The 18,945-nt window shown below is 67.3% G+C and carries 22 protein-coding genes and 1 other RNA gene; 5 read left to right on the top strand and 18 right to left on the bottom strand.

The features are described 5' to 3' along the window. Positions 1–42: 42 nt before the first annotated feature. From OVA13_RS10755 to OVA13_RS10745, 3 genes are all read right to left on the bottom strand, one after another. Positions 43–891 carry a SirB1 family protein gene (locus OVA13_RS10755; RefSeq protein WP_267790478.1) on the bottom strand — a complete coding sequence of 283 codons (849 nt, stop codon included), beginning with the start codon at positions 889–891 and terminating at the stop codon, positions 43–45. 38 nt (positions 892–929) lie between these two features. Beyond that, positions 930–1,379 (bottom strand): DUF192 domain-containing protein, encoded by a 450-nt coding sequence (locus OVA13_RS10750; RefSeq protein ID WP_267790477.1) that lies wholly within the window; start codon positions 1,377–1,379, stop codon positions 930–932. An 87-nt stretch (positions 1,380–1,466) separates the two neighbouring features. Beyond that, on the bottom strand, positions 1,467–1,904 hold the full coding sequence (locus OVA13_RS10745) for a hypothetical protein (RefSeq protein WP_267790476.1): 438 nt from the start codon (positions 1,902–1,904) through the stop codon (positions 1,467–1,469). 159 nt (positions 1,905–2,063) lie between these two features. Between OVA13_RS10745 and OVA13_RS10740 the strand changes: the two genes are divergently transcribed. Beyond that, positions 2,064–2,450 (top strand): hypothetical protein, encoded by a 387-nt coding sequence (locus tag OVA13_RS10740; RefSeq protein WP_267790475.1) that lies wholly within the window; start codon positions 2,064–2,066, stop codon positions 2,448–2,450. 21 nt (positions 2,451–2,471) lie between these two features. On the opposite strand, the gene rpiA is transcribed toward OVA13_RS10740, so the two are convergent. The 7 genes from rpiA to OVA13_RS10705 form a co-directional block, all read right to left on the bottom strand. Beyond that, positions 2,472–3,125 carry a ribose-5-phosphate isomerase RpiA gene (gene rpiA, locus OVA13_RS10735; protein WP_267790474.1) on the bottom strand — a complete coding sequence of 218 codons (654 nt, stop codon included), beginning with the start codon at positions 3,123–3,125 and terminating at the stop codon, positions 2,472–2,474. Between the two features lie 4 nt (positions 3,126–3,129). Beyond that, positions 3,130–3,597, bottom strand: coding sequence for an EVE domain-containing protein (locus OVA13_RS10730; protein ID WP_267790473.1), 468 nt, complete (start codon positions 3,595–3,597; stop codon positions 3,130–3,132). After that, positions 3,594–4,196, bottom strand: a complete 603-nt coding sequence (locus OVA13_RS10725) for a 5-formyltetrahydrofolate cyclo-ligase (protein ID WP_267790472.1) — start codon at positions 4,194–4,196, stop codon at positions 3,594–3,596. The genes OVA13_RS10730 and OVA13_RS10725 overlap by 4 nt, the downstream gene beginning before the upstream one ends. A 206-nt stretch (positions 4,197–4,402) precedes the next feature. Continuing rightward, a non-coding RNA gene (gene ssrS / locus OVA13_RS10720) (6S RNA) lies at positions 4,403–4,589 on the bottom strand. Positions 4,590–4,669: 80 nt separating this feature from the next. Then, positions 4,670–4,966 carry a cell division protein ZapA gene (locus OVA13_RS10715; protein ID WP_267790471.1) on the bottom strand — a complete coding sequence of 99 codons (297 nt, stop codon included), beginning with the start codon at positions 4,964–4,966 and terminating at the stop codon, positions 4,670–4,672. Next, complete coding sequence (locus OVA13_RS10710; RefSeq protein WP_267793510.1) at positions 4,963–5,184, bottom strand: TIGR02449 family protein; 222 nt, start codon at positions 5,182–5,184, stop codon at positions 4,963–4,965. Before OVA13_RS10710 ends, OVA13_RS10715 begins: the two co-directional genes overlap by 4 nt. A 115-nt stretch (positions 5,185–5,299) precedes the next feature. Beyond that, the gene (locus tag OVA13_RS10705) at positions 5,300–7,561 is read right to left on the bottom strand and encodes a putative bifunctional diguanylate cyclase/phosphodiesterase (RefSeq protein WP_267790470.1); all 2,262 of its coding nucleotides are present in this window, start codon (positions 7,559–7,561) and stop codon (positions 5,300–5,302) included. Positions 7,562–7,696: 135 nt separating this feature from the next. On the opposite strand from OVA13_RS10705, the gene OVA13_RS10700 reads away from it, so the two are divergent. Continuing rightward, complete coding sequence (locus OVA13_RS10700) at positions 7,697–8,239, top strand: UPF0149 family protein (RefSeq protein WP_267790469.1); 543 nt, start codon at positions 7,697–7,699, stop codon at positions 8,237–8,239. Beyond that, positions 8,239–9,561 carry an aminopeptidase P N-terminal domain-containing protein gene (locus OVA13_RS10695; RefSeq protein WP_267790468.1) on the top strand — a complete coding sequence of 441 codons (1,323 nt, stop codon included), beginning with the start codon at positions 8,239–8,241 and terminating at the stop codon, positions 9,559–9,561. Before OVA13_RS10700 ends, OVA13_RS10695 begins: the two co-directional genes overlap by 1 nt. A gap of 392 nt (positions 9,562–9,953) precedes the next feature. Here the strand turns inward: OVA13_RS10695 and OVA13_RS10690 are convergent, their stop codons facing one another. Both OVA13_RS10690 and OVA13_RS10685 read right to left on the bottom strand, forming a co-directional pair. Continuing rightward, positions 9,954–10,388 (bottom strand): GFA family protein, encoded by a 435-nt coding sequence (locus OVA13_RS10690; protein ID WP_267790467.1) that lies wholly within the window; start codon positions 10,386–10,388, stop codon positions 9,954–9,956. A 9-nt stretch (positions 10,389–10,397) separates the two neighbouring features. After that, positions 10,398–10,793 carry a YciI family protein gene (locus OVA13_RS10685; RefSeq protein WP_267790466.1) on the bottom strand — a complete coding sequence of 132 codons (396 nt, stop codon included), beginning with the start codon at positions 10,791–10,793 and terminating at the stop codon, positions 10,398–10,400. A 182-nt stretch (positions 10,794–10,975) separates the two neighbouring features. Between OVA13_RS10685 and OVA13_RS10680 the strand changes: the two genes are divergently transcribed. Further along, on the top strand, positions 10,976–11,368 hold the full coding sequence (locus OVA13_RS10680; RefSeq protein WP_267790465.1) for a GFA family protein: 393 nt from the start codon (positions 10,976–10,978) through the stop codon (positions 11,366–11,368). A gap of 71 nt (positions 11,369–11,439) precedes the next feature. On the opposite strand, the gene OVA13_RS10675 is transcribed toward OVA13_RS10680, so the two are convergent. The 3 genes from OVA13_RS10675 to OVA13_RS10665 all read right to left on the bottom strand — a co-directional run bounded on the left by OVA13_RS10675 (position 11,440) and on the right by OVA13_RS10665 (position 12,947). Further along, positions 11,440–11,775: an antibiotic biosynthesis monooxygenase family protein gene (locus OVA13_RS10675; RefSeq protein ID WP_267790464.1), complete on the bottom strand. Its 336-nt coding sequence runs from the start codon at positions 11,773–11,775 to the stop codon at positions 11,440–11,442. Positions 11,776–11,823: 48 nt separating this feature from the next. Next, on the bottom strand, positions 11,824–12,117 hold the full coding sequence (locus OVA13_RS10670; protein WP_267790463.1) for a hypothetical protein: 294 nt from the start codon (positions 12,115–12,117) through the stop codon (positions 11,824–11,826). A gap of 512 nt (positions 12,118–12,629) precedes the next feature. Then, positions 12,630–12,947, bottom strand: coding sequence for a hypothetical protein (locus OVA13_RS10665; protein WP_267790462.1), 318 nt, complete (start codon positions 12,945–12,947; stop codon positions 12,630–12,632). Between the two features lie 656 nt (positions 12,948–13,603). Between OVA13_RS10665 and OVA13_RS10660 the strand changes: the two genes are divergently transcribed. Continuing rightward, complete coding sequence (locus OVA13_RS10660) at positions 13,604–14,560, top strand: hypothetical protein (RefSeq protein ID WP_267790461.1); 957 nt, start codon at positions 13,604–13,606, stop codon at positions 14,558–14,560. Between the two features lie 18 nt (positions 14,561–14,578). Here OVA13_RS10660 and pepQ read toward each other — a convergent pair whose 3' ends face one another. From pepQ to OVA13_RS10645, 3 genes are all read right to left on the bottom strand, one after another. Continuing rightward, on the bottom strand, positions 14,579–15,919 hold the full coding sequence (gene pepQ / locus OVA13_RS10655) for a Xaa-Pro dipeptidase (protein ID WP_267790460.1): 1,341 nt from the start codon (positions 15,917–15,919) through the stop codon (positions 14,579–14,581). 83 nt (positions 15,920–16,002) lie between these two features. After that, positions 16,003–16,350 carry a PilZ domain-containing protein gene (locus tag OVA13_RS10650; RefSeq protein ID WP_267790459.1) on the bottom strand — a complete coding sequence of 116 codons (348 nt, stop codon included), beginning with the start codon at positions 16,348–16,350 and terminating at the stop codon, positions 16,003–16,005. Next, positions 16,347–18,884 (bottom strand): DUF1631 domain-containing protein, encoded by a 2,538-nt coding sequence (locus OVA13_RS10645; RefSeq protein ID WP_267790458.1) that lies wholly within the window; start codon positions 18,882–18,884, stop codon positions 16,347–16,349. Before OVA13_RS10645 ends, OVA13_RS10650 begins: the two co-directional genes overlap by 4 nt. Positions 18,885–18,945 lie beyond the last annotated feature (61 nt).

Genomic DNA, 18,945 nt, shown 5'->3' with positions numbered 1-18,945 from the left:
GGCAGTCGCGACTCACGTCGCTCCCACACTCTCAGCCACGCATCAATGCATCCGCGGAGCGCGGGACGCGCTGATGTCCACCAGCTGCTCGCGCACGCTGGCCGCGTCGGCGGCATCCGGGGCGAGATGCAGATAGCGGGCCAGGTCCTGGCGCGCGCCGGCCTGGTAATCCATCTTCAGGTAGGACAGGCCGCGGTCGCGCAGGGCATCGGGCTGGTCGGGCGACAGTTTCAGCACGCGGTCGGCGCTGCGCGCGGCGCGGTCCCATTCCTCGCGCTCGGCATACACGCCGTGCAGGTTGCGCAGCGTGCGCACCAGGATGGCCCGGTTCGAGGCGGGGTTGAGGATGTGCAGCAGTGCGTTGTCGTCGGGGATGTCGCCGCCCAGGTGCGGCTTGGCGCGTTCGCGCAGCTCGTCAACGCCCAGCGGACGACCGCCATTGAACGGATCCATCACCAGCAGCCCATCGTCCACCGGCAGGCGCACCAGGAAGTGGCCGGGGAAGGAAACGCCATCCAGCGGCACCCCCAGCCGGCGGGCGACTTCCATCTGCACCATCGCCAGCGAGACGGGGTTGCCCAGGCGGCGCTCGAACACCTGGTTCATGTAGCTGTTGCGCGGGTCGTAGTACTCGTCGTGGTTGCCGGTATAGCCCAGCTCTTCGAAAAGATGGCGATTGATCGCCGCCATCTTCAACGGCCATGCGTCGATGCTGTCGATCTCGTGGCGCAGGTGTTCGGCATAGCTCTGCGCCAGCGTGTCGTACAGGTCGGGGTCGAGCCGGGGATACTCGTCGCGGGCGATCAGCAGCGAGGTTTCCAGCAGCGGCACGGTATCGTCGGCCAGGACGGCCAACGCATTCCAATCCGGCAATGTCAGTCGATCCCCCATGGCCCCAGAGTGCGGCCAATCGCCGCGACAATCAAGCGTCAGCGGACGGGTGGAATGCCCTTGCCGAAGGTCAGTTCGGCGCCATCTTCCAGCTTGAGCCGGGCGGCTTCGCCGGCATTCAGTTCCAGCACGTAGCGGGCCGGCTGGTCACTGGGGTAGGAAGGGCAGTTGTTGCCGGCCGAGCAGGGCGGCACGCCGCGTTGCTGCGACACCAGTTTGCGGTCGTCGTCGAAGTACAGGATGTCCAGCGGAATGCGGGTGTTCTTCATCCAGTACGCCTGCGGCGACTCGCTTTCGTGGATGAACAGCATGCCGGTGCCATCGGCCAGCGTGTCGCGGAACATCAGGCCGCGTGCACGCTCGGCGTCATCATCGGCGATCTCGACAGTGAAGCGCTCGCCGCCGATTTCCACCCACGGCCCGCTGGCGCTGGCACAGCCGCTCACCAGCAGGGTCAGCGCGAAGAGGGTCAGGCGGGAAACGGGCATGTCGGCGTCCATCGCACGGGGTGGCGCCTAGTGTATCGGCAGGTCGTGGCGGCGGGCACACCCGGGGCACGGGTGTGCGGGATCACCTCACGCGCGCAGCGCATGCAGGTAGGCCGCGATGCGCGCGGCAACGGTCGCGTGGTCGCGGTAGTAGGCGGCGTTATCGGCCAGCGCGTGCCAGCGCTGCTGGTCGTGCAGCAGATCGTGCAGCTGCGCGACCAGCCGCTGCATCAGGGCGACGTCAGGCAGGCATCCACTGCCGACCCTGTCCTGCAGCAGGTCCAGCATCAGCAGGATGCCCTCCTGGCACTGGTCGGCCTGCTGGCGGGCATGCACCGTCAACAGGTCCAACTGCGCCGGCGGCAACAGGGTGATGCCCGGGTCGGCCAGGCTGTTCTTCGCCACGCCCTGCAGAAGGATCAGTACCTGATCCAGCGCCCGCGGCGAGGCGGTCAGCGCATGCGGAGTGGAAAGGGTCGGCCCGCTGTCCGCAGTGTCCGACTCGGTGACGGGGTGCAGCGGCATGGGCGTCTCCTTCGCATCCTTGCTTGCCGGTAAGGCGGCGCTGTGATGTCGCCGCCACCTGCAATGCGTTCCGTGATTCGACTATATGAACCCGAAACGTCCATGTCAATTCACTGATAATGTGAATCGAGAACCATGGCGCGCGCTTACCTTCCCCGCATGAGCGATGAGCGCGAAAAATTCTCGCAACGATTGACGCAGGCCATGCAGCAGAGCGGTTATGAGCCGCGTCCGGCCGTCCTGTTCCGTCTGTTCAATGCGAAATACCGCGGCCGCTCGGTGAGCTTCCAGACCACGTCGCGCTGGCTGGGTGGGCGCGGCATTCCCGCGCAGGACAAGCTGCAGGTGCTGGCCGACCTGTTCGGCATCGAACCCCACGCCCTGCGTTTCGGCCTGCCACACCGCTCGCGCGTGGCCGAACCGCGGACGCCCTGGCCTGCAGGCACGGGCAGCCGCGAACGCCACGTCATCGAAACCTTCCTGGCCCTGCCACCGAAGCGGCGCGAGCTGGTGGCCGAACTGGTGAAGGCCCTGTCCGAGGGCTGAGCCCCCGGACGCACAGGGCCGTTACAGCACCGTCGGCGGATCGCCGCCGATGATCACCACGTCCGCGGGACGGCGGGCGAACAGGCCCACGCACACCACGCCGGAAATCTGGTTCAACTCGCGCTCCATCGCCACCGGGTCGGTGATCGACAGGTTGTGGATGTCGAGGATGACGTTGCCGTTGTCGGTGGTCACGCCATCGCGCCACACGGGCTGGCCGCCGGTCATCGCCAGGATCTCGCGCGCCACCAGGCTGCGCGCCATCGGGATCACTTCCACCGGCAGCGGGAACCTGCCCAGCACCGGCACCTGCTTGGCGGGGTCGACGATGCAGATGAACTGCCTGCTGGCCTCGGCGATGATCTTCTCGCGCGTCAGCGCCGCGCCGCCGCCCTTGATCAGGCATTTGCGCGGATCGCACTCATCGGCGCCGTCCACGTACAGCGACAGCGTGCCCGCGTGGTTGAGGTCCATCACCTCGATGCCGTGCTGCTTCAAGCGCGCGGTGCTCTGGTCGGAGCTGGAGACCGTAGCCTTGATGCGGTGCCTGATGGTCGCCAGCGCATCGATGAAGTACGCCACGGTGGACCCCGTGCCGACGCCGACGATCATGCCGTCCTCGATGTAGTCGATGGCTTTTTCCGCGGCCAGGCGCTTGGCTTCGTTCTGCGACACGTGCTTATTCCAGGGAGAGAAGGAGTTTCCACTGCGCCGCCGTCACCGGCAGCACCGAGAGGCGGTTGCCGCGCTGGGTCAGCGCAAAGCCTTCGCCCAGGGCGTCGGCATGCTGCTTGATCTCGTCCAGCGCGATCGTGCGCGTGAGCTTGCGGTCGAACTTCACGTCCACCAGCGACCAGCGCGGTTCCTCGCGGGTGCTCTTGGGGTCGTAGTAATCCGACTTGGGATTGAACTGGGTGTCGTCCGGGTACGCGGCACTGGCCACGGTCGCCGTGCCGACGATGCCGGGCACCGTGCAGTTGGAGTGATAGAACAGCACGCCGTCGCCGACCTGCATGCTGCGCATGAAGTTGCGTGCCTGGTAGTTGCGCACGCCGTTCCAGGGTTCCACGTTGACCTTCTTCAGGTCGTCGATGGAGAACGCGTCCGGTTCGGACTTCATCAGCCAGTAGCGCTTGCGGGCGGTCATTCGCGGGTTTCCAGCAGGGAGGGCAAGGGGATGCGGGTGGCGTGCTCGGTGCAGACGGCATCCAGCGGCACGTCCCAGGCCTGCGCGCCGACATCGTCCACGCGCTGCGCTTCGAAGCCCACGCCCACCAGATGGGGCGGCGCCGACCGGTGCTGGCGGAAGGCCAGCGTGCGGTCGTACCAGCCGCCGCCCATGCCCAGCCGGTGACCCTGCGCGTCGAACCCCACCAGCGGCACGACGATCAGCGACAGCGCATCCGCGGCAAGACCACTGCGCGGATCCACGTCGGGCTCGGGAATGCCGTAGCGGTTGGTCACCAGGCCATCGCCGGCGCGCCAGGGCGCGAAGCGCAGCGTGTTGTCGTCGGCCAGCACCGGCAGGCAATAGACGAGCCCCTGCGGCAACCGCAGCTGCCAGCTGTGCAGGCCGATCTCGCCATCCATCGCCCAGTAACCGGCCACATAGCCGGACGTGGGGAAGAACGGCAGCGCGAACACCTGCGCAGCCAGCGCATCGGCCGCCGCGATGCGTTCGGCGGCAGGAATGGCACGGCGGCGCACGCGGAGTTCACGGCGCAGGGCGTCGCGCTGGACCGTCATCGGGGAGAAGCAGGGAGAAGGGGCATGCCGTGAATTTTAAGGCATGCGGCCGGTCATTGCCGGCGTGAGGACGCGGAAGCGGCGCCAGTCGTGGCCCGGTGCGCTGGGTCCCCCGTGCGTCGGCTTCCTTTCGAAGTCATCCCGCCCAAGGGTGGGTGCAACAGGACCGGCTGGGCCACGGCTGATGCCGCTGCCGCGGAAAAAATACGTCCTCCGCCATGCACGATGTTCGCGAAACGACCTTGAACCCGGGGTTCAAGTGGGAAGGTTGGGCAACCATCGGGCTTTCCGCTGCGAGGCAGACTTGCACTCCCGGTAACCGTCACCATCCCGTGGTCGTAATTAAGGGACAAGGCGAATGTTTGCGCTCACTGTCGAGTACAGCAGAGGACGCAGGATCAGTATAGCGACTGAGGAAAAATTGCCTAGCCCGTTCGTCGGCAGGTTCAGTGCGCAGTCGGAAAACGCGGTTTTTACGGCGTGCCGAGCACACTGTCGAGCTTGCGGTGCAGATCCTGCAGCGTGCGCGCGACTTCGCGATCGCGCGCGTGCTGCTCGTCGCGAAGCTGCTGCAATTCGTGTGCCAGATTGAGCGCCGCCAGCACGGCCACGCGGTCGACCGCGGCCATGCGGTTGCTGCCACGCACTTCGCGCATGCGGCTGTCCAGCAGTTTCGCCGCCGCGATCAGGCTGGTGCGCTCGTCGGGGGCGACACCGACGGTGTATTCGCGGTCCAGCAGGTGGACGTTGACCGGTTCGGTGTTGCTCACGTGTGCTGCTCCAGGGATTTCAGGCGGGTGATCATGGCTTCCACCCGCGAACGCGCCTGCTCGTTCTTGGCCAGCAGCTGCGAGCGCTCGCCCACCAGCTGTTCCTGCTGGTGGCGCAGGCTGCGGTTCTCGTCGGCCAGGCGCTGGCAGCGGTCCGCCAGGTCCTGGATGCGCGCGCTGAGGCTGCGGAGCTGGTCGAGGAGTTCGGCGTTGTCCATGGCGGGCACGATAGGCATGCGCTTGGCGGGCGGTCAAGCGATTGGGGGTGTGGGAGCGACGTCAGTCGCGCTACCGGGCCCGTGGCCGCGACTGACGTCGCTCCCGCAAGGGAATTCAGGAAGCCACGCGGATGCCCGAGCCAGGGTAATACTCTCGGATGAACCGCAGGCACTGGTCGGCGCTGAGCGCCTGCGAGACCCAGTGGCCCTGCACCTCGTCGCAGCCGTGGTTGCGCAGGAACTCGTACTGGTCGTACGTCTCCACGCCCTCCGCCACCACCTTCAGCGCCAGCGACTGGCCCATGGTGATGATGGTGCTGGTGATGGCCTCGTCGTCGGTGTCGTGGGTCAGGTCGCTGATGAATTCGCGATCGATCTTCAGCGTGGTCAACGGCAGGCGCTTCAGGTACGCCAGCGACGAGTAGCCGGTGCCGAAGTCGTCGATGGCCAGCGAGATGCCCAGGCGGCGGCAGGCGCGCAGGGTGTCGGCGTTCTGTTCCGGGTTGGCCATGATCACGCTCTCGGTGAGCTCCAGCTCCAGCCGGTTGGCGGGGATGCGGGTCTCCTCCAGCGTCCGCGCGACCACCGTCTGCAGGTCGCCGCGTTGCAACTGGGTGGCGGACACGTTGACCGCCACGCAAAGTTCCTCCAGTCCGTCCTCGTGCCATTCGCGAAGGGTCAGGCAGGCTTCGCGCAGTGCCCACGCGCCCAGTTCCAGGATCATCCCGGACTCCTCGGCCAACGGGATGAACTGCGCAGGCGACACCATGCCGAATTCCTTGCTGTCCCAGCGCAGCAGGGCTTCGACGCCCGTCACCCGCTGGCGCGAGATCGACAGGCGCGGCTGGAACACCAGCGACAGCTCGTTGCGATCGATGGCGCGCCGCAGCGCGCTGGCCAGGATGGCGCGGTGGCGGTTCTTCTCGTCCATCGACTCCGAATACACCTGGTAGGTGTGCCGGCCGATCGCCTTGGCCTGGTACATGGCCGTGTCGGCGTGCTTCAGCAGTTCGGTGGGCACCTGCGCATGTTCCGGATACAGGCTGATGCCGATCGAAGGCGACACCGCCAGCTCCAGCCGCTCGCCGAAGTTCAGCGGCGCACGGAAAGCGTGGATGATGCGCTGGGCCACTTCTTCGGCATCGGCCATGCCGCCGATGTCTTCCAGTACCACGGTGAACTCGTCGCCGCTCAGGCGCGCCACCGTGTGCTGCGTGCCCACGGTCTGCTGCACGCGCGCGGCCGCGGCACGGAGGATGCGGTCGCCGGTGGCGTGGCCGAGGGAATCATTGATGTCCTTGAAGCGGTCCAGGTCGATGAACAGCACCGCCACGTGCCCGTGCTCGCGGCGCGCCCGCACGATGGCGCGCGACAGGCGCTCCGACAGCAGCGACCGGTTCGGCAGGCTGGTCAGCGTGTCGTAGTTGGCCAGGTAGCGCAGTTCCTGTTCGGCGCGCTTCTGTTCGGTGATGTCGGTGAGCACCTGCACGTACAGGGGCCGCTCACCGCTGGCATCCGGGACCACGTTGGTCTCGATGCGGCAGAGGATCTCCTCGCCATCCTTGCGCACCTTCCACACCTCGCCCGACCAGCGGCCGGTCTGCCGAAGTTCGCGGTTCATGCGCTCGAAGAAGGCTTCCTCGTGCTGGTCGCTGTCCAGCATGGTCATGGCATGGCCGATGACCTCTTCTTCCGCGTAGCCGGTGATGCGGGTGAAGGCGGGGTTGATGGTGACGAACTGGTGGCCCCAGTCCAGCACCGCGACGGCCTCGTTCATGCTGCGCATCACTTCGCCGGCGATACGGTGCTCGTACTCGGCATGGCGGCTGGCGGTGATGTCGCGCGCGGTACCGGCGATGCGCACCGGCCGCCCTTCGCCATCGCGTTCCACCACGCGTCCGCGCGCGCGCACCCACACCCAGGTGCCATTGCCCTGCACGTCCATGCGGTGTTCGGACATGAACAGTGGCGTCTTGCCCTGCAGGTGCAGGCGCAGCCGTTCCATCACCAGCGGAAGGTCTTCCCCGTGGATGGTCGGCACTTCGCCCAGCCGCGTCAGCACGGTGATGTCGGCGGTCTGCACGGCATTCTCGTCCGCGCGCATCCGGTGCAGCTTGCGCTGCACCAGGTCGTAGTCCCAGAACTGCTCGCCCGAGGCCCACAGCGCCAGCTTGAGCCGTTCGTCGCGGCTGCGCAGTACTTCGCTGCGCGGCGGCTCCACCGGCGGACGCTGCGCATCCAGCCAGGCGCGCCAGCCGTGGCGCGTGGCAATGACGATCACCACCAGCAGCACGACACCGGCCAGCAGCATGAGCGCCGGGCGGGACGACAGCGGTGATGCCGTTGCCAGGAGTGCAGCGACGAGCGGGTGGGGCATGGGGTGTTTGGCCATCTCGAGCCAAGGCGTTGGCGGAGTGTAGGCATGCGATTGCATGCACAACAAGCCGGGTCCACGCTTTTCGTTGCTACACTTGAAGACCTGTCCGAATCCCCTGACGGATTGCGTTCCTCTATGTCCGAACTCCCCGATTTCGCCGACGTCACCCAGGCCTCCCGGCAGCTGGGCCTGGCCGTGGATACGCCGGAACTGCATGGCGCCCTGTGTGGCTGGCTGGCGGGCGGCGGCGCCAACGTGGCGGCCTGGCCCGCGCGCGTGCTGGCCGACGACCAGTTGCCCGAACCCGCGCCCGGCACGCCGCTGGACGACCTGCGGCTGGCCAGCGTGGCGCAGCTGGAAGATCGCAGTTTCGCCTTCGACCTGCTGCTGCCGGCCAGCAGCAGCTCGCTGGATGACCGTGCCGAAGCGCTGTTCGCCTGGTGCCGGGGATTCCTCGGCGGCTTCGGGCTGGCCGCCGGCGCCAATGCGCCGCTGTCGGAAGAGGGCCAGGAGGCCCTGCAGGACCTCGCGCGGCTGGCCAAGGCCACGCCGGAAAGCAGCGAGGACGAGGAAGACGAGGACGCCCTGGCCGAACTGGAAGAATTCGTCCGCGTCGCGGTCCTGCTGCTGCATGGTGACTGCGTGATGGGCCCCCGGCATCGCCGGAGCCTGAACTGATGAAGGCGGCGACCGGCATCAGCGCGGCGGAGTTCGCGCGCCGTCGCAAGCAATTGATGCGGATGGCCGGCGACGACGCCATCCTGGTGCTGCCGGCCGCGCCCGAGCGCATCCGCAGCCACGACACGCACTACCCGTACCGGCAGGATTCCGACTTCTGGTACCTCAGCGGCTTTCCCGAGCCGGACGCGGTGCTGGTGCTGGTGCCCGGCCGCAAGCATGGCGAAACCCTGCTGTTCTGCCGCGAGCGCGACCTCGAACGCGAAGGCTGGGACGGCCCGCGCGCCGGCCAGGAAGGCGCCGTCAACGACTACGGCACGGACGATGCCTACCCCATCGACGACCTGGACGAGATCCTGCCCGGCCTGCTGGAAGGGCGTTCGCGCGTCTACTACCACTTCGGCCGCGATGCCGACTTCGACCTCAAGCTGATCGGCTGGGTGCGCCATGTGCGCGCGCAGGTACGGCAGGGCGCACAACCGCCGCACGAATTCCTCGAACTCGGCCACCTGCTGCACGAGCTGCGCCTGTTCAAGTCGAAGGACGAACTGAAGCTGATGCGGCGTGCCGCCGACATCAGCGTGCAGGCGCACCTGGCGGCGTTCCGCGCGGCGCGGCCGGGCGTGCATGAATACGAACTGCAGGCGGAACTGGAGCGCGTGTTCCGCGCCAACGACGCCTGGCCCGCCTACGGCAGCATCGTCGGCGCCGGCCGCAATGCCTGCGTGCTGCACTACCGCGCCAACAACGCGCAGGCGCGCGATGGCGACCTGGTGCTGGTGGACGCCGGCGCCGAATTCCGCGGCTACGCGGCCGACATCACCCGCACCTTCCCGGTCAACGGCCGCTTCACCGCCGCCCAGCGTGCGCTGCACGACCTGGTCGGCCAGGCCCAGCGCGCGGCGCTGTCCTGCGCCCGCGTGGGCGTGCCGTACGAAGCCGGCCACGTGGCGGCGGTGGAGACGCTGACCGAAGGCCTGCTCAGGCTCGGCCTGCTGAAGGGCAAGCTGGAAAAGCACCTCGCCGAGGGCACCTATCGCCGCTTCTACCGGCACAAGACCGGCCATTGGCTGGGCCTGGACGTGCACGACGTGGGCGACTACCGCATCGATGGCGAATCGCGGCTGCTGGAAGCGGGCATGGTGTTCACCATCGAGCCCGGCCTGTACGTCGGCCACGACGACGAGACCGTCGATCCGAAGTGGCGCGGCATCGGCATCCGCACCGAGGACGACGTGCTGGTCACCGACGGCGAGCCCGTGGTGCTGACCGACGCGCTGGCGCGCAGCGTTGACGAGATCGAAGCGGTGATGGCGGAGTAAGGGATACGCGCCCGCGAGGAAATTTTCCTCGCCGCCAAGCCTTCGAGCCTCGCCCGCGCACCTCGATGGTTCAACGCCAAGGCAAAAAGCCTCGCGCCCGGACCGGAACGGGTCGACCGCAAGGCAAAACACCTTGTCATCTCACAACAAACCCCCGATGCCGAGGCAGATCGCCTCGTCGTCTCACCTTTGAGGCTCGCGGCCGAGGCAATTTTCCTCGGCGTCAGCCCGGAATGCCTTGCGGTCGAGGAAAAAAGCCTCGCCATCGAGGCTCGATGCCCTGCGGGCGCCCCCGTCCGGGGCGGTTTCTCACCGTAGACGTGGGCGGGGCAGGGGCCGTCCGGTAGGGCGGTGGCGCCGTGACCGCCGCGCGCCCAGCCCAAGGCCAAGTCTCACCCCGCGATGCTCACGTCGCGAACCCACAGGCGTCGCCAGCGCTCCACCTTCTCGTCGGGCGTCAGCGTCTGCGGCGAGGCGTCCACGGCGGGCGCGAACGCGTCACGCGCGTCCAGGCAGCGGACGTTGACGGCCGCGTAGGTGCGGTCGTCCTCTTCGAACGCCACCGCCACCAGCACGCCGCAGTCGCCGCACAGCAGGAACTGCGCGGCCTGCGAGCCCTGGCGGTAGCGGCGCAGCCGGTCCGGCCGATGCGCGTGGATGACCAGTTGCGCCGCCGCCTCCGACACCCAGGCCGCGCCGTGCGCGCGGCAGAAGCCGCAATCGCAGGCACGCGGCGCGGTGGTATCCGGTATCAGCGAGGTGGAAAAAGCGAGGCTGATCGCGCCGCAGTGGCAGCCGCCTTCCAGCCGGGCACGGGCTGCGGTCATCGGCGTGGCTCAGCCGCCGCTCGAACGCCAGGCCGGCGGCGTTTCGTTGGTCACGTCATCGGCGCGCGCCCGTGCGGCTTCCAGCGGCCGGATTTCCAACGCCAGGCCGAACGCCAGGCAGGGGTTCCCGGCGGCGATCCGCGCGGCGTCATCCAGCGAGTCGGCGACGATGAACCAGTAACCGCCCACCAGTTCCTTCGCCTCGGCGAACGGCCCGTCGGTGATGCCGTCGCGCGTGACCCGCTTGCCGCGCGTTTCCAGCCGGCTGCCAGGCTTCAGCACGCCATCGGCCAAGCCCTGCTCGTACCACGCGTAGAAACGATCAATGGCGTCCTGCACGTCCTGCGGCGAGGCGGTTTCGTCCCATTGGCCGCGGGAGATCAGGAGGAATTCGGACTTCGACATGGCGTACCACGTTGGGATGGGGTGGGCGCATCGTACTGCGCAGGGCAACGCTATGCATGACGCGGTGCGTGGAGGGATGTCCGCCGGAACTGCTTATCCGCATGCGTAATACGCGGAACCCAGCGCATTCCGTCCACGTCAGGTGTATACCTTTCGCGTGTCTGATTCGAAGGAGATGCAGCATGGAGCGATTCACCGGTGGTTGCCTGTGCGGCAACGTGCGGGTCGTGGCGTCGGGGCGCCCGTATCGGGTCGGACTCTGTCACTGCCTGGACTGCCGCAAGCACCACGGGGCGCTGTTCCACGCCTCGGCGATTTTCCCGCGTGATGCGGTGACGGTGGAAGGCGAGACGCGCGACTACGCCGGACGTTTCTTCTGTCCCCGCTGCGGCTCGTCGGTGTTCGGCTGCAGTGGAGACGAATTCGAACTCAACCTCGGATCCCTGGATGCCCCCGACCAGCTGACGCCCACCTACGAGCTGTGGACGATCCGTCGCGAGTCCTGGCTGCCTGCATTTCCGCTCACGAGGCGATATGCGGGTGATCGTGATGCGGGGAGTCGGTTCGAGGAGTAGGGCGTTCAAGGCGCGCGGACGACACCTGTTCGATGGGTGTACCGACTCCGCCGCCGAACATCACGTGGAGCTCAGTGTGTCCTGCGGGTATGGATCGGCATCAACTGATCCTCTACCGGATCCAGCAGTATCTCGGGGAAGTATTCGATAATGGCGTCCGCCATGTCCGCCTGTGCCGCCGGGTCGACAGCGGGCAACGCGAATGCAGCCGCGCGCGCCTCCGCACTTTCCCACTGCGCATAGGCATACCAGAGCCCGTCGTTGCCGCGATGGAGTCGGGAACCCAGTCCGCCCCGTTCGGTGCGGATGAGCATCGTCAGCCTGGACCAGGCGGCGATGTACTGGGCTTCCTTGTTAGGATGCACGCGTGCGCGATAGATCACGCAGAATCCCAGGTCGCTACTCATGCCGGACATCCTTGATGCGAAGGTGGTCTCTTCGCCACTGAACAGAATCTACCCTTTAAGCAGCTTCGGGACGAGTGAGCTGTCAAGCCGCGACCCTGAGAAGCAGTGCCGCCCCGAACACGCAACAAGCAATGCAACAAGAACGTGATGCATGCGCTGGTGTCGTCGGATGGCAATGTGGTCCGGGTCCGACAGCTCATTGGCGGCGAAGCGGGTATTCTCGAGATCTGGACTGTGCAATCGCTGCAAAGCTACAGCCTTGCGGATCCTTCGCGCCAGCAGCCAGTCGCTCCCCATGACGGCAATGAACAGGGTCATAAGCAGGCAGTACATCGACCTCATCAACGCTCCTGTCGACCTGATGGCTGAACTATGCGGAGCTGCGAGGCGAGGTGGGCTCGAGTGAGGTTCTACGCCCCCCGCTCGTGAACCATAAGTTGCTCACGGGAATAAACAGCAGTACCAGAGCGACAACTTTGAATGCTGCCATCAGCCATCCCAGCGCATCAACGTCCCCAGCGCGACCAAGTGTGGCCAGAAGGCTAAGCGCGCCGAGTGTCGTGTATGCAGCCCGTGCCCAGTACTTACCCAGGAGAATCATGGCCAGAAGAAAGGCGAGCAGCGAATAGACGATTACCAGTGCGCTGTAGGGCATCCACAAGGGCACGCCGAGAGTATGGGAAAGCAACACCATGTGCCAAAGCCCAACTGCATGCGTCGCTAGTAGCATCGTCAGTGAGAGGAGCACGGGTTTTGGGGTGTTGATTGGCATTGATCTCCCTCATCAGGCCGAACGCATGCATCAGGTCTGGCCGCCAAGCCGCCGTGGCTTGAATGAGTCGCCCGGCGCGCCTCTAACCAGCGCTACGGTAGATGAAGACGCCTGCGGCGACGACATCATAGCTGGGATCTCCGTTGCGACCTGGTATGAACGTTGATGCCGGGTCAAGGATGAAAACACCCTGCTGCTCAACAAAGAACTCGTATGTGCAGATGTAGACGCCTTGATGATTGCGGTAAACGCGCTTTGGTTTGAGGTGGGCCACAACCTCAGGCCAGCGGGATTCAGGAATGTCTCCCTCGGGGTGCGCGAGAAGGACGGCACTCGCCGCGATCAGGCGCTTGGATTGATCGCGGGAAATGGATGGCGTGCAACCGAGCAGGGTCGCCATGAGGACCGCGATGCAGAGCTGATGTAAGCGTGTCATAGCGCCTGACGCCTGGGTGAGGCCGAGCCGCGAAGCGGCCTCGGCGTTAGTGAGTTGTCAGGTGCCATGGTGCGGCCCCGACGAGTAGCTGTGACAAGTACCTTCGCCGAGCTCAACATGGCAAGAAGCGCCGGTGACGAAAACACGATCGCCTGACCGAAGTGAAACCTCCACTTGGCAGGCACCGCTTACGGAGAAGGGTAAGGAAACAAACACGGCCCAGCTGCCCACACCCGAGACAAGAATCGAGACCTCAACTATCTCCGAGGGCAAGGAGACAGGGTCCGTAGAGCGGGCGCCAGAGATGATCAGCGCTGCCTCGTGCGACTCAAAGTGGCTGTCGTAGTGGATGTCAGCGCCAACAAGACACAGGCGAACGTCGTTGCCTGAGGTCATGATTGCAGTCAGTGATGCACCCACCAATTGCAATTGCTTTCCTGAAGCGATCGCGGGGATTGGCATGACACCTGACGTGTTTTGGCCCGAACCCCGGGCCTACCCGATTCTGTAATCGCCCCCTTCCCCCGTCAAACCGCCACGACCGGAATGCCGCAGGGCAGCTTGCCGGCAGCGCGCTCGCAGGCTAGCGTCTGGTCACCAACGGAAGGGGATTCACGGACATGCGGAACGTCGTCAGGGGGTGCATCGCGGCCGGGGCCGTGTGGATGGCGGCGGCCTACGGAAGCGAGCCCGTGGCGCCGCCCGAAACGCCGCCGGAAGTACTGGAAACATTGCTGGATCGCGAGGCGCCCGCGGCCGGACGCGATGCCGCCATGCAGCAGCTGGTCACGCATGCGCAGGCCGGCGACGGCTATTCCGCGTTCTATCTGGGCGTGCTGTACCGGCATGGCATGGACCACCCCGCGCGGCGTGTGGAGCGCGACGTGGAAACCGCGCGCTTCTGGCTGGAGAAATGCGTGGCGTCCGCGCGCTGCCCACTGATCGCACTGGCATCGCTGGCCGAACTGGAACTGGCCGCCGGCAACGCCAAGCCCGCCATGCAGTGGGCGCAGGCATGGGTGGTGCTGGACCGCGAAATGGAAAACCGTACGCGCGGTACCCAGCCCCATCGCAACACCGCCGATGCGCCGTACCGCAACACGGCCTACCACGCCTATCTGGTCAGCCGCTGCTACAAGGCCATGCCCAAGGGAGGCGACCAGGAAGCGGTGGGACGCGACTGGTTCGACGAACTGCGCAAGGCGCGTGGCACCGAGCTGGACCGCATGCTGTTCACGCAGCTGGACGGGCATGGCAGCAAGGCGGTGTGGGGCACGACGCAGCTCGAGATCGCCGCCGAGAACCAGCGCGAGAAGTTCATCGCGCCCGATGCCCGCATCCCCCTGGGACCATCGTTCGCCTTCTTCCTGTATCGCGCCAATCCGCAGGGCGGGCGTGGCGAGGTGGTGACGATGATCGAAGGCCTGCCCACGCCGGCCGCTGCGCGGGGCCTGGAGGCACAGGCGCGCAGCGTGCGCATGAAGCCTTACCCGCTGCCGGAAGACGGACGACGCGCCTACGCCTTGCTGCCCATCAGCTATGACGACGGCAGCTACACCCTGGTGCCGTCACGCTGAGGCGAGACGGGGGCCGGTTCAACCCGCTTCGGCGAAGGCCGGGCGTGTCAGGTTGTCGGCATCGCCGGTGGTGCACCGCACTTCGTCCTCGATCCGGATGCCGCCATACGGGCGGAATGCATCCACGCGCGCCCAGTCCACGCTGGCGGCGTGGCCGTTCTTCTTCACCTCGTCCAGCAGCAGGTCGATGAAGTACAGGCCCGGCTCGATGGTCACCACCATGCCCGGTTCCAGCACGCGGGTCATGCGCAGGTAGGGGTGGCCGGCGGGGCGCTCGATGCGGCCGCCGCGGTCGCTGGCCGCGAAGCCCGCCACGTCGTGCACCTGCAGGCCGATGGGATGGCCCAGGCCATGCGGGAAGAAGGCCGCGCTGACGCCGCTGGCGACAGCGGCCTCCGGCGACACCGTGATCACGCCGAAGTCCTTCAGGATGCCCATCAGGGTGAGGTGCGCATCCACGTGCAGCTGCCTGTAATCCACGCCGCCGCGCACGCCGGCGCACATCGCCTGCTGCGCGGCATCCACCGCATCGATCATCGCCTGGAACTCGCTGCCGGTGTCGTAGGCGTAGGTGCGGGTGATGTCGCTGGCGTAGCCGTGGAAGCTGGCGCCGGCGTCGATCAGCAAGCTGCGCAGCGGATCCGGTGCGGTGCGCTGCAGCTCGGTGTAGTGCAGCACGGCGGCGTGTTCGTTCAAGCCGATGATGTTGTTGTACGGCAGTTCGTTGGCGTCCTGCCCGACGGCGGCGCAGTAGGCCATGTGGATGCCGAACTCGCTCTGGCCGGCGCGGAATGCGGCTTCGGCCGCGCGGTGGCCGCGCACGGCCAGGCGCTGCGCCTGCCGCATCAGGGTGATCTCGTACGGCGTCTTGTAGGAGCGCTGGTACTCCAGGTACTGGATGACCGGCTCGGGATTGTTCGGCGTGTGGGCACCCAGCGCGCTCTGCGGCTCGCCCAGGATGGCGCTGCGCGCGGCGGGTGGCAGCAGGGCGAGGGCTTCATCGGGCTTGCGGATGATGTGGATGTCGAAGTGGTCCACCCACCAGCCGCTGGGTGCGTCCGGCACCACGTGCCAGTAATCGAACGGCTGATAGAAGATCACCTTCGGCCGTTGGCCCGGCGTGTATACCAGCCAGCTGTACGGCACGCGTGTCAGCGGCAGCCAGGCCTTGAACTGCGGGTTGACCGCGTACGGGTAGTCGCGGTCATCGAATACCTGCCAGTGCTGCGTGCCGCTGGGCACCACCAGGTGGTCGAAGCCGCCGCGCGCCAGGGCTTCGTCCGCGCGCCGCTTCATCGTCGCCAGGTGGTCGGCGTACAGCGGGACGAGTTCGGTGCTGGGGGAGGCGGGGGCGTTCATGGCGGTGGCTCGTGCGAAAGAGCCGCCATTTTGCCGTATTCGGCGCGCGCGGGCCGTGCTCCGGGTTGGCGCGTGGCCGTACCTTATTCGGCCTCTGGCCCGGCATTGACCCAGCGCCGCAGCAGTTCCAGCGGTTCGCGGTCGATGGTCAGGAAGCGCAGGCCGGCGAACGACTGCCCCGGCGTGTTGGCCTGCGCGGACCACAGCAGGTGGGCGCCCACGTCGATGGGGATGTCCTGCCCGCGGTCGTCGCGCAGGTGGAAGCGCAACTGGTACAGCGCATCCTCCTGCACCGGCGCCGTGGCGACCAGCAGCATGCCGGACTCGGACACGTTGCCCAGCCGGCCGATGGCCTGTTCGGTCATCAGGTCGAACACGGTGACCGGCTTGGGCACGTTGCGGCGGCGCGCGCGGCGGAACTCACGGATCATGCGGCGTCTCCGGCGGGGGTATCGCCACGCTTGCCGGTCAGGCTGCGCAGGGCGTTGAGGGTGGCATTCCAGGCGCGGTCGATCAGGCGGCCCCGGTCCTCGGTGACGACCTGCGCCTGGCCCTTGGCCATCAGGTGCGCCAGCGTGTCGAGCGAGTGTTCGCCGACGCGCTGGCCGCGCTGGTTGACGAACAGCGCGTTGCCGGTGACCGGGCTGAACCACGACAGGCGCTGGCGCTGCACGTCGCCCTGCTGGTTGCGGGTGAACTCGAACCAGGTGCCGAACGGCAGCGTGCGCAGGTAGTCGTAGCACTCCTGTTCCTGCGGCGTGCGCGCCTCGACGATCTTCTTCTTGGCCTCGGCCTTGTCGCCCAGGCGGGTGCGCGCCTTCAGGCGCGCGGTCAGTTCGGTGCGCGAGGTGGTCTCGTCGTCTTCCGAGCTGGACAGGCGGCGCGCGATGGCGGCGGCCTCGTCCTCGTGGTAGCCGACCTGCACCAGCGATTTCTCCACCTTGGCGGCCAGCTCCGGATTCGGTGGCGCGTTCTCGGTGGTGGTGGCGGCGACGATCTCCAGCGTGGTCTGCAGCTGCTCGGCCCATTCGCCCGACGACTCGCCGTTGCGCAGCAGGGTGAGGGTGAGCACGTCGGCCCAGGCCTGGTTGAGCAGCGCCTGCACGAACTTCTGCGGCTGCTGCTCGCGCAGCGCGTCCTGCAGGGTATCGGCGGCGCGCTGCTTGGCGACCTCCAGCCGGTCCTTGCCGCGCGCGGCCTCCACGTGCCGGCGCTCGGCCAGCTCGGCCTTGCGCGCCAGCGCCTGCAGGTGCTTCTGCACGTCCTGGTTGGCTTCTTCGAAGACGGTTTCGTCGCCCTCGTACTTCTCCACCACGGTTTCGACGGCGCTGTGCAGCTTCTGTACCAGCTGCGGGTCCACGTCTTCGTCGCCCAGCCAGGTGGCGCCGGATTCGGCCACGGTGTTCAGCAGGTCGCGGGCAGGGTGCTGGGCGCGCAGGAAGAAGTTGCGGTCGCGCAGCGCGGCCTGCACGACGGGCACCTGCAGGCGCACCAGCATGTCGGCTGCCGGTGCGTCGTGCTGCACTTCGCGTTCGATTTCGTTGTACAGCAGGTCGAGCAGTTCGAATGTGTCCGAGTCGGCGCTGGCCAGCGAGGCGTTCGGGCCATGCTGGGCGCGCACGCGCTCGAGCAGTTGCTGCTGCAGGTCCTGCACGGTGCGTCGCCGCTGGTCCGGTGCGCGTGCGGGCAAGGGCGCTGCCTGCAGGGATTGCAGGGTGTTCAGTACGTCGGGCGTGGGCAGCAGGCGCCGCATGGGGGCGGCCGCGTGCTGGCCGGGCGCAGCCGCCGATCCGTCTGCGGGGGCGCCGCCGGCACTGCCGCCGCCGGAGGGTGCGGCGTCGCCGCCGGTATCACCGCCGGGCACCAGGCCCGGGCCGTGGCTGGCCTGCGCCCGTGCATCGGCTTCCAGGCCACCGCGCCGGATCGACAGCAGCTTCTGCAGGACTTCGAACGAACCGGCGAGGTCCTCCGGCGTCGCCGCAGGCGTGCCCGCGTCCGCGGCGGATCCTGGCGTGGCAGGGGCGGTGCCGCTGCCTGTTCCGCCGCCCGCGCCGGCGGGGCCCATGCCACCATCGCCCGCGTGCGCGGTGGGTGCATGGGCGGTGCCGGTCATGGCGCTGGCCACGGCGTTCAACTGCTCGGGGGTCAGGGTGGCCCAGTTGGAAGCGGGGGCCTGTCCCTGCCACCCCGTCATCGGGCGTGCACCGCTGCTGCGCTCGTCGGACGGGCTGCGGCGGATGGCATCGGTGGCGCGGATGCGGCGCGGGGTGTAGACCAGCCCCGGCAGGATGCCCTCCCGCGACAGGAACTGGTTCACCGTGCCGGCCCACTCGGTGTAGTTCTGCAGCACCTTCACGTCGAAGGTGCGGTAAAGGATGAGCTGTGCGTCCAGCGCCACTTCCAGCGTGAGCGCGGCGTCCTTCAGCACATGGCACAGGCGGTTGGGACCCAGCGGCAGGGTTTCCGGTTCGAAGGCCGGGGTGCCGGCCAGCACGCCGAAGCGCTGGCCCAGCATCAGCATCTGCGCATTGGCGCGCGTCTCGTGGCGGCGGGCCACTTCGCGCAGCACGATTTCCTGGTCCATCACCGCGTCTTCCACCAGCGTCAGCGTCTGGTAGTCCATGCGCGCGGGCGCCTGTTGCTGCGCGGCGTCGCGTGGCGAACGCAGCGCGGCCAGTTCGGCCTCCAGGCCGAACATGTAATGCGGGATCAGCTCGCCCCGGTTCTTCTGCAGGGCGCGCAGGTTGACGAAGTGCTCGGCCTGCCGGTTGTTGTTGCGGGCCTGCTCGGCCTGCTTGAACAGCTGCTGCTCGAATTCCACCAGCATGCCGTTGAGCGCGGCGATGAAGTCGACCGAGATGTGGTCGAACAGGTTCTGCAGCACGCGGCGCACGCGGGGAGGCAGCGGGGCCGACGCGATGGTGGTCGGCGCGGCGGCAGGCAAAGGCGGTCGTGTCGCTGGCATCGGTGGCAGTGGCTCCCCTGTTACCGAATCATTATCACACCCCGGGCAACTTACAAACCGC

It is taken from the genome of Pseudoxanthomonas sp. SL93, from assembly GCF_026625825.1.
GTDB lineage: Bacteria > Pseudomonadota > Gammaproteobacteria > Xanthomonadales > Xanthomonadaceae > Pseudoxanthomonas_A.
Note: the sequence above shows the minus strand (reverse complement) of the source record. Positions and strands in the feature narration are given on the sequence as shown.

Bases quoted from the DNA above. Each gene is read 5' to 3' on its own strand.
- OVA13_RS10755 (WP_267790478.1), bottom strand. From the start codon at position 891: ATGGGGGATCGACTGACATTGCCGGATTGGAATGCGTTGGCCGTCCTG.
- OVA13_RS10750 (WP_267790477.1), bottom strand. From the start codon at position 1,379: ATGCCCGTTTCCCGCCTGACCCTCTTCGCGCTGACCCTGCTGGTGAGC.
- OVA13_RS10745 (WP_267790476.1), bottom strand. From the start codon at position 1,904: ATGCCGCTGCACCCCGTCACCGAGTCGGACACTGCGGACAGCGGGCCG.
- OVA13_RS10740 (WP_267790475.1), top strand. From the start codon at position 2,064: ATGAGCGATGAGCGCGAAAAATTCTCGCAACGATTGACGCAGGCCATG.
- OVA13_RS10730 (WP_267790473.1), bottom strand. From the start codon at position 3,597: ATGACCGCCCGCAAGCGCTACTGGCTGATGAAGTCCGAACCGGACGCG.
- OVA13_RS10725 (WP_267790472.1), bottom strand. From the start codon at position 4,196: ATGACGGTCCAGCGCGACGCCCTGCGCCGTGAACTCCGCGTGCGCCGC.
- OVA13_RS10710 (WP_267793510.1), bottom strand. From the start codon at position 5,184: ATGGACAACGCCGAACTCCTCGACCAGCTCCGCAGCCTCAGCGCGCGC.
- OVA13_RS10705 (WP_267790470.1), bottom strand. From the start codon at position 7,561: ATGCCCCACCCGCTCGTCGCTGCACTCCTGGCAACGGCATCACCGCTG.
- OVA13_RS10700 (WP_267790469.1), top strand. From the start codon at position 7,697: ATGTCCGAACTCCCCGATTTCGCCGACGTCACCCAGGCCTCCCGGCAG.
- OVA13_RS10695 (WP_267790468.1), top strand. From the start codon at position 8,239: ATGAAGGCGGCGACCGGCATCAGCGCGGCGGAGTTCGCGCGCCGTCGC.
- OVA13_RS10690 (WP_267790467.1), bottom strand. From the start codon at position 10,388: ATGACCGCAGCCCGTGCCCGGCTGGAAGGCGGCTGCCACTGCGGCGCG.
- OVA13_RS10685 (WP_267790466.1), bottom strand. From the start codon at position 10,793: ATGTCGAAGTCCGAATTCCTCCTGATCTCCCGCGGCCAATGGGACGAA.
- OVA13_RS10680 (WP_267790465.1), top strand. From the start codon at position 10,976: ATGGAGCGATTCACCGGTGGTTGCCTGTGCGGCAACGTGCGGGTCGTG.
- OVA13_RS10675 (WP_267790464.1), bottom strand. From the start codon at position 11,775: ATGAGTAGCGACCTGGGATTCTGCGTGATCTATCGCGCACGCGTGCAT.
- OVA13_RS10670 (WP_267790463.1), bottom strand. From the start codon at position 12,117: ATGAGGTCGATGTACTGCCTGCTTATGACCCTGTTCATTGCCGTCATG.
- OVA13_RS10665 (WP_267790462.1), bottom strand. From the start codon at position 12,947: ATGGCGACCCTGCTCGGTTGCACGCCATCCATTTCCCGCGATCAATCC.
- OVA13_RS10660 (WP_267790461.1), top strand. From the start codon at position 13,604: ATGCGGAACGTCGTCAGGGGGTGCATCGCGGCCGGGGCCGTGTGGATG.
- pepQ (WP_267790460.1), bottom strand. From the start codon at position 15,919: ATGAACGCCCCCGCCTCCCCCAGCACCGAACTCGTCCCGCTGTACGCC.
- OVA13_RS10650 (WP_267790459.1), bottom strand. From the start codon at position 16,350: ATGATCCGTGAGTTCCGCCGCGCGCGCCGCCGCAACGTGCCCAAGCCG.
- OVA13_RS10645 (WP_267790458.1), bottom strand. From the start codon at position 18,884: ATGCCAGCGACACGACCGCCTTTGCCTGCCGCCGCGCCGACCACCATC.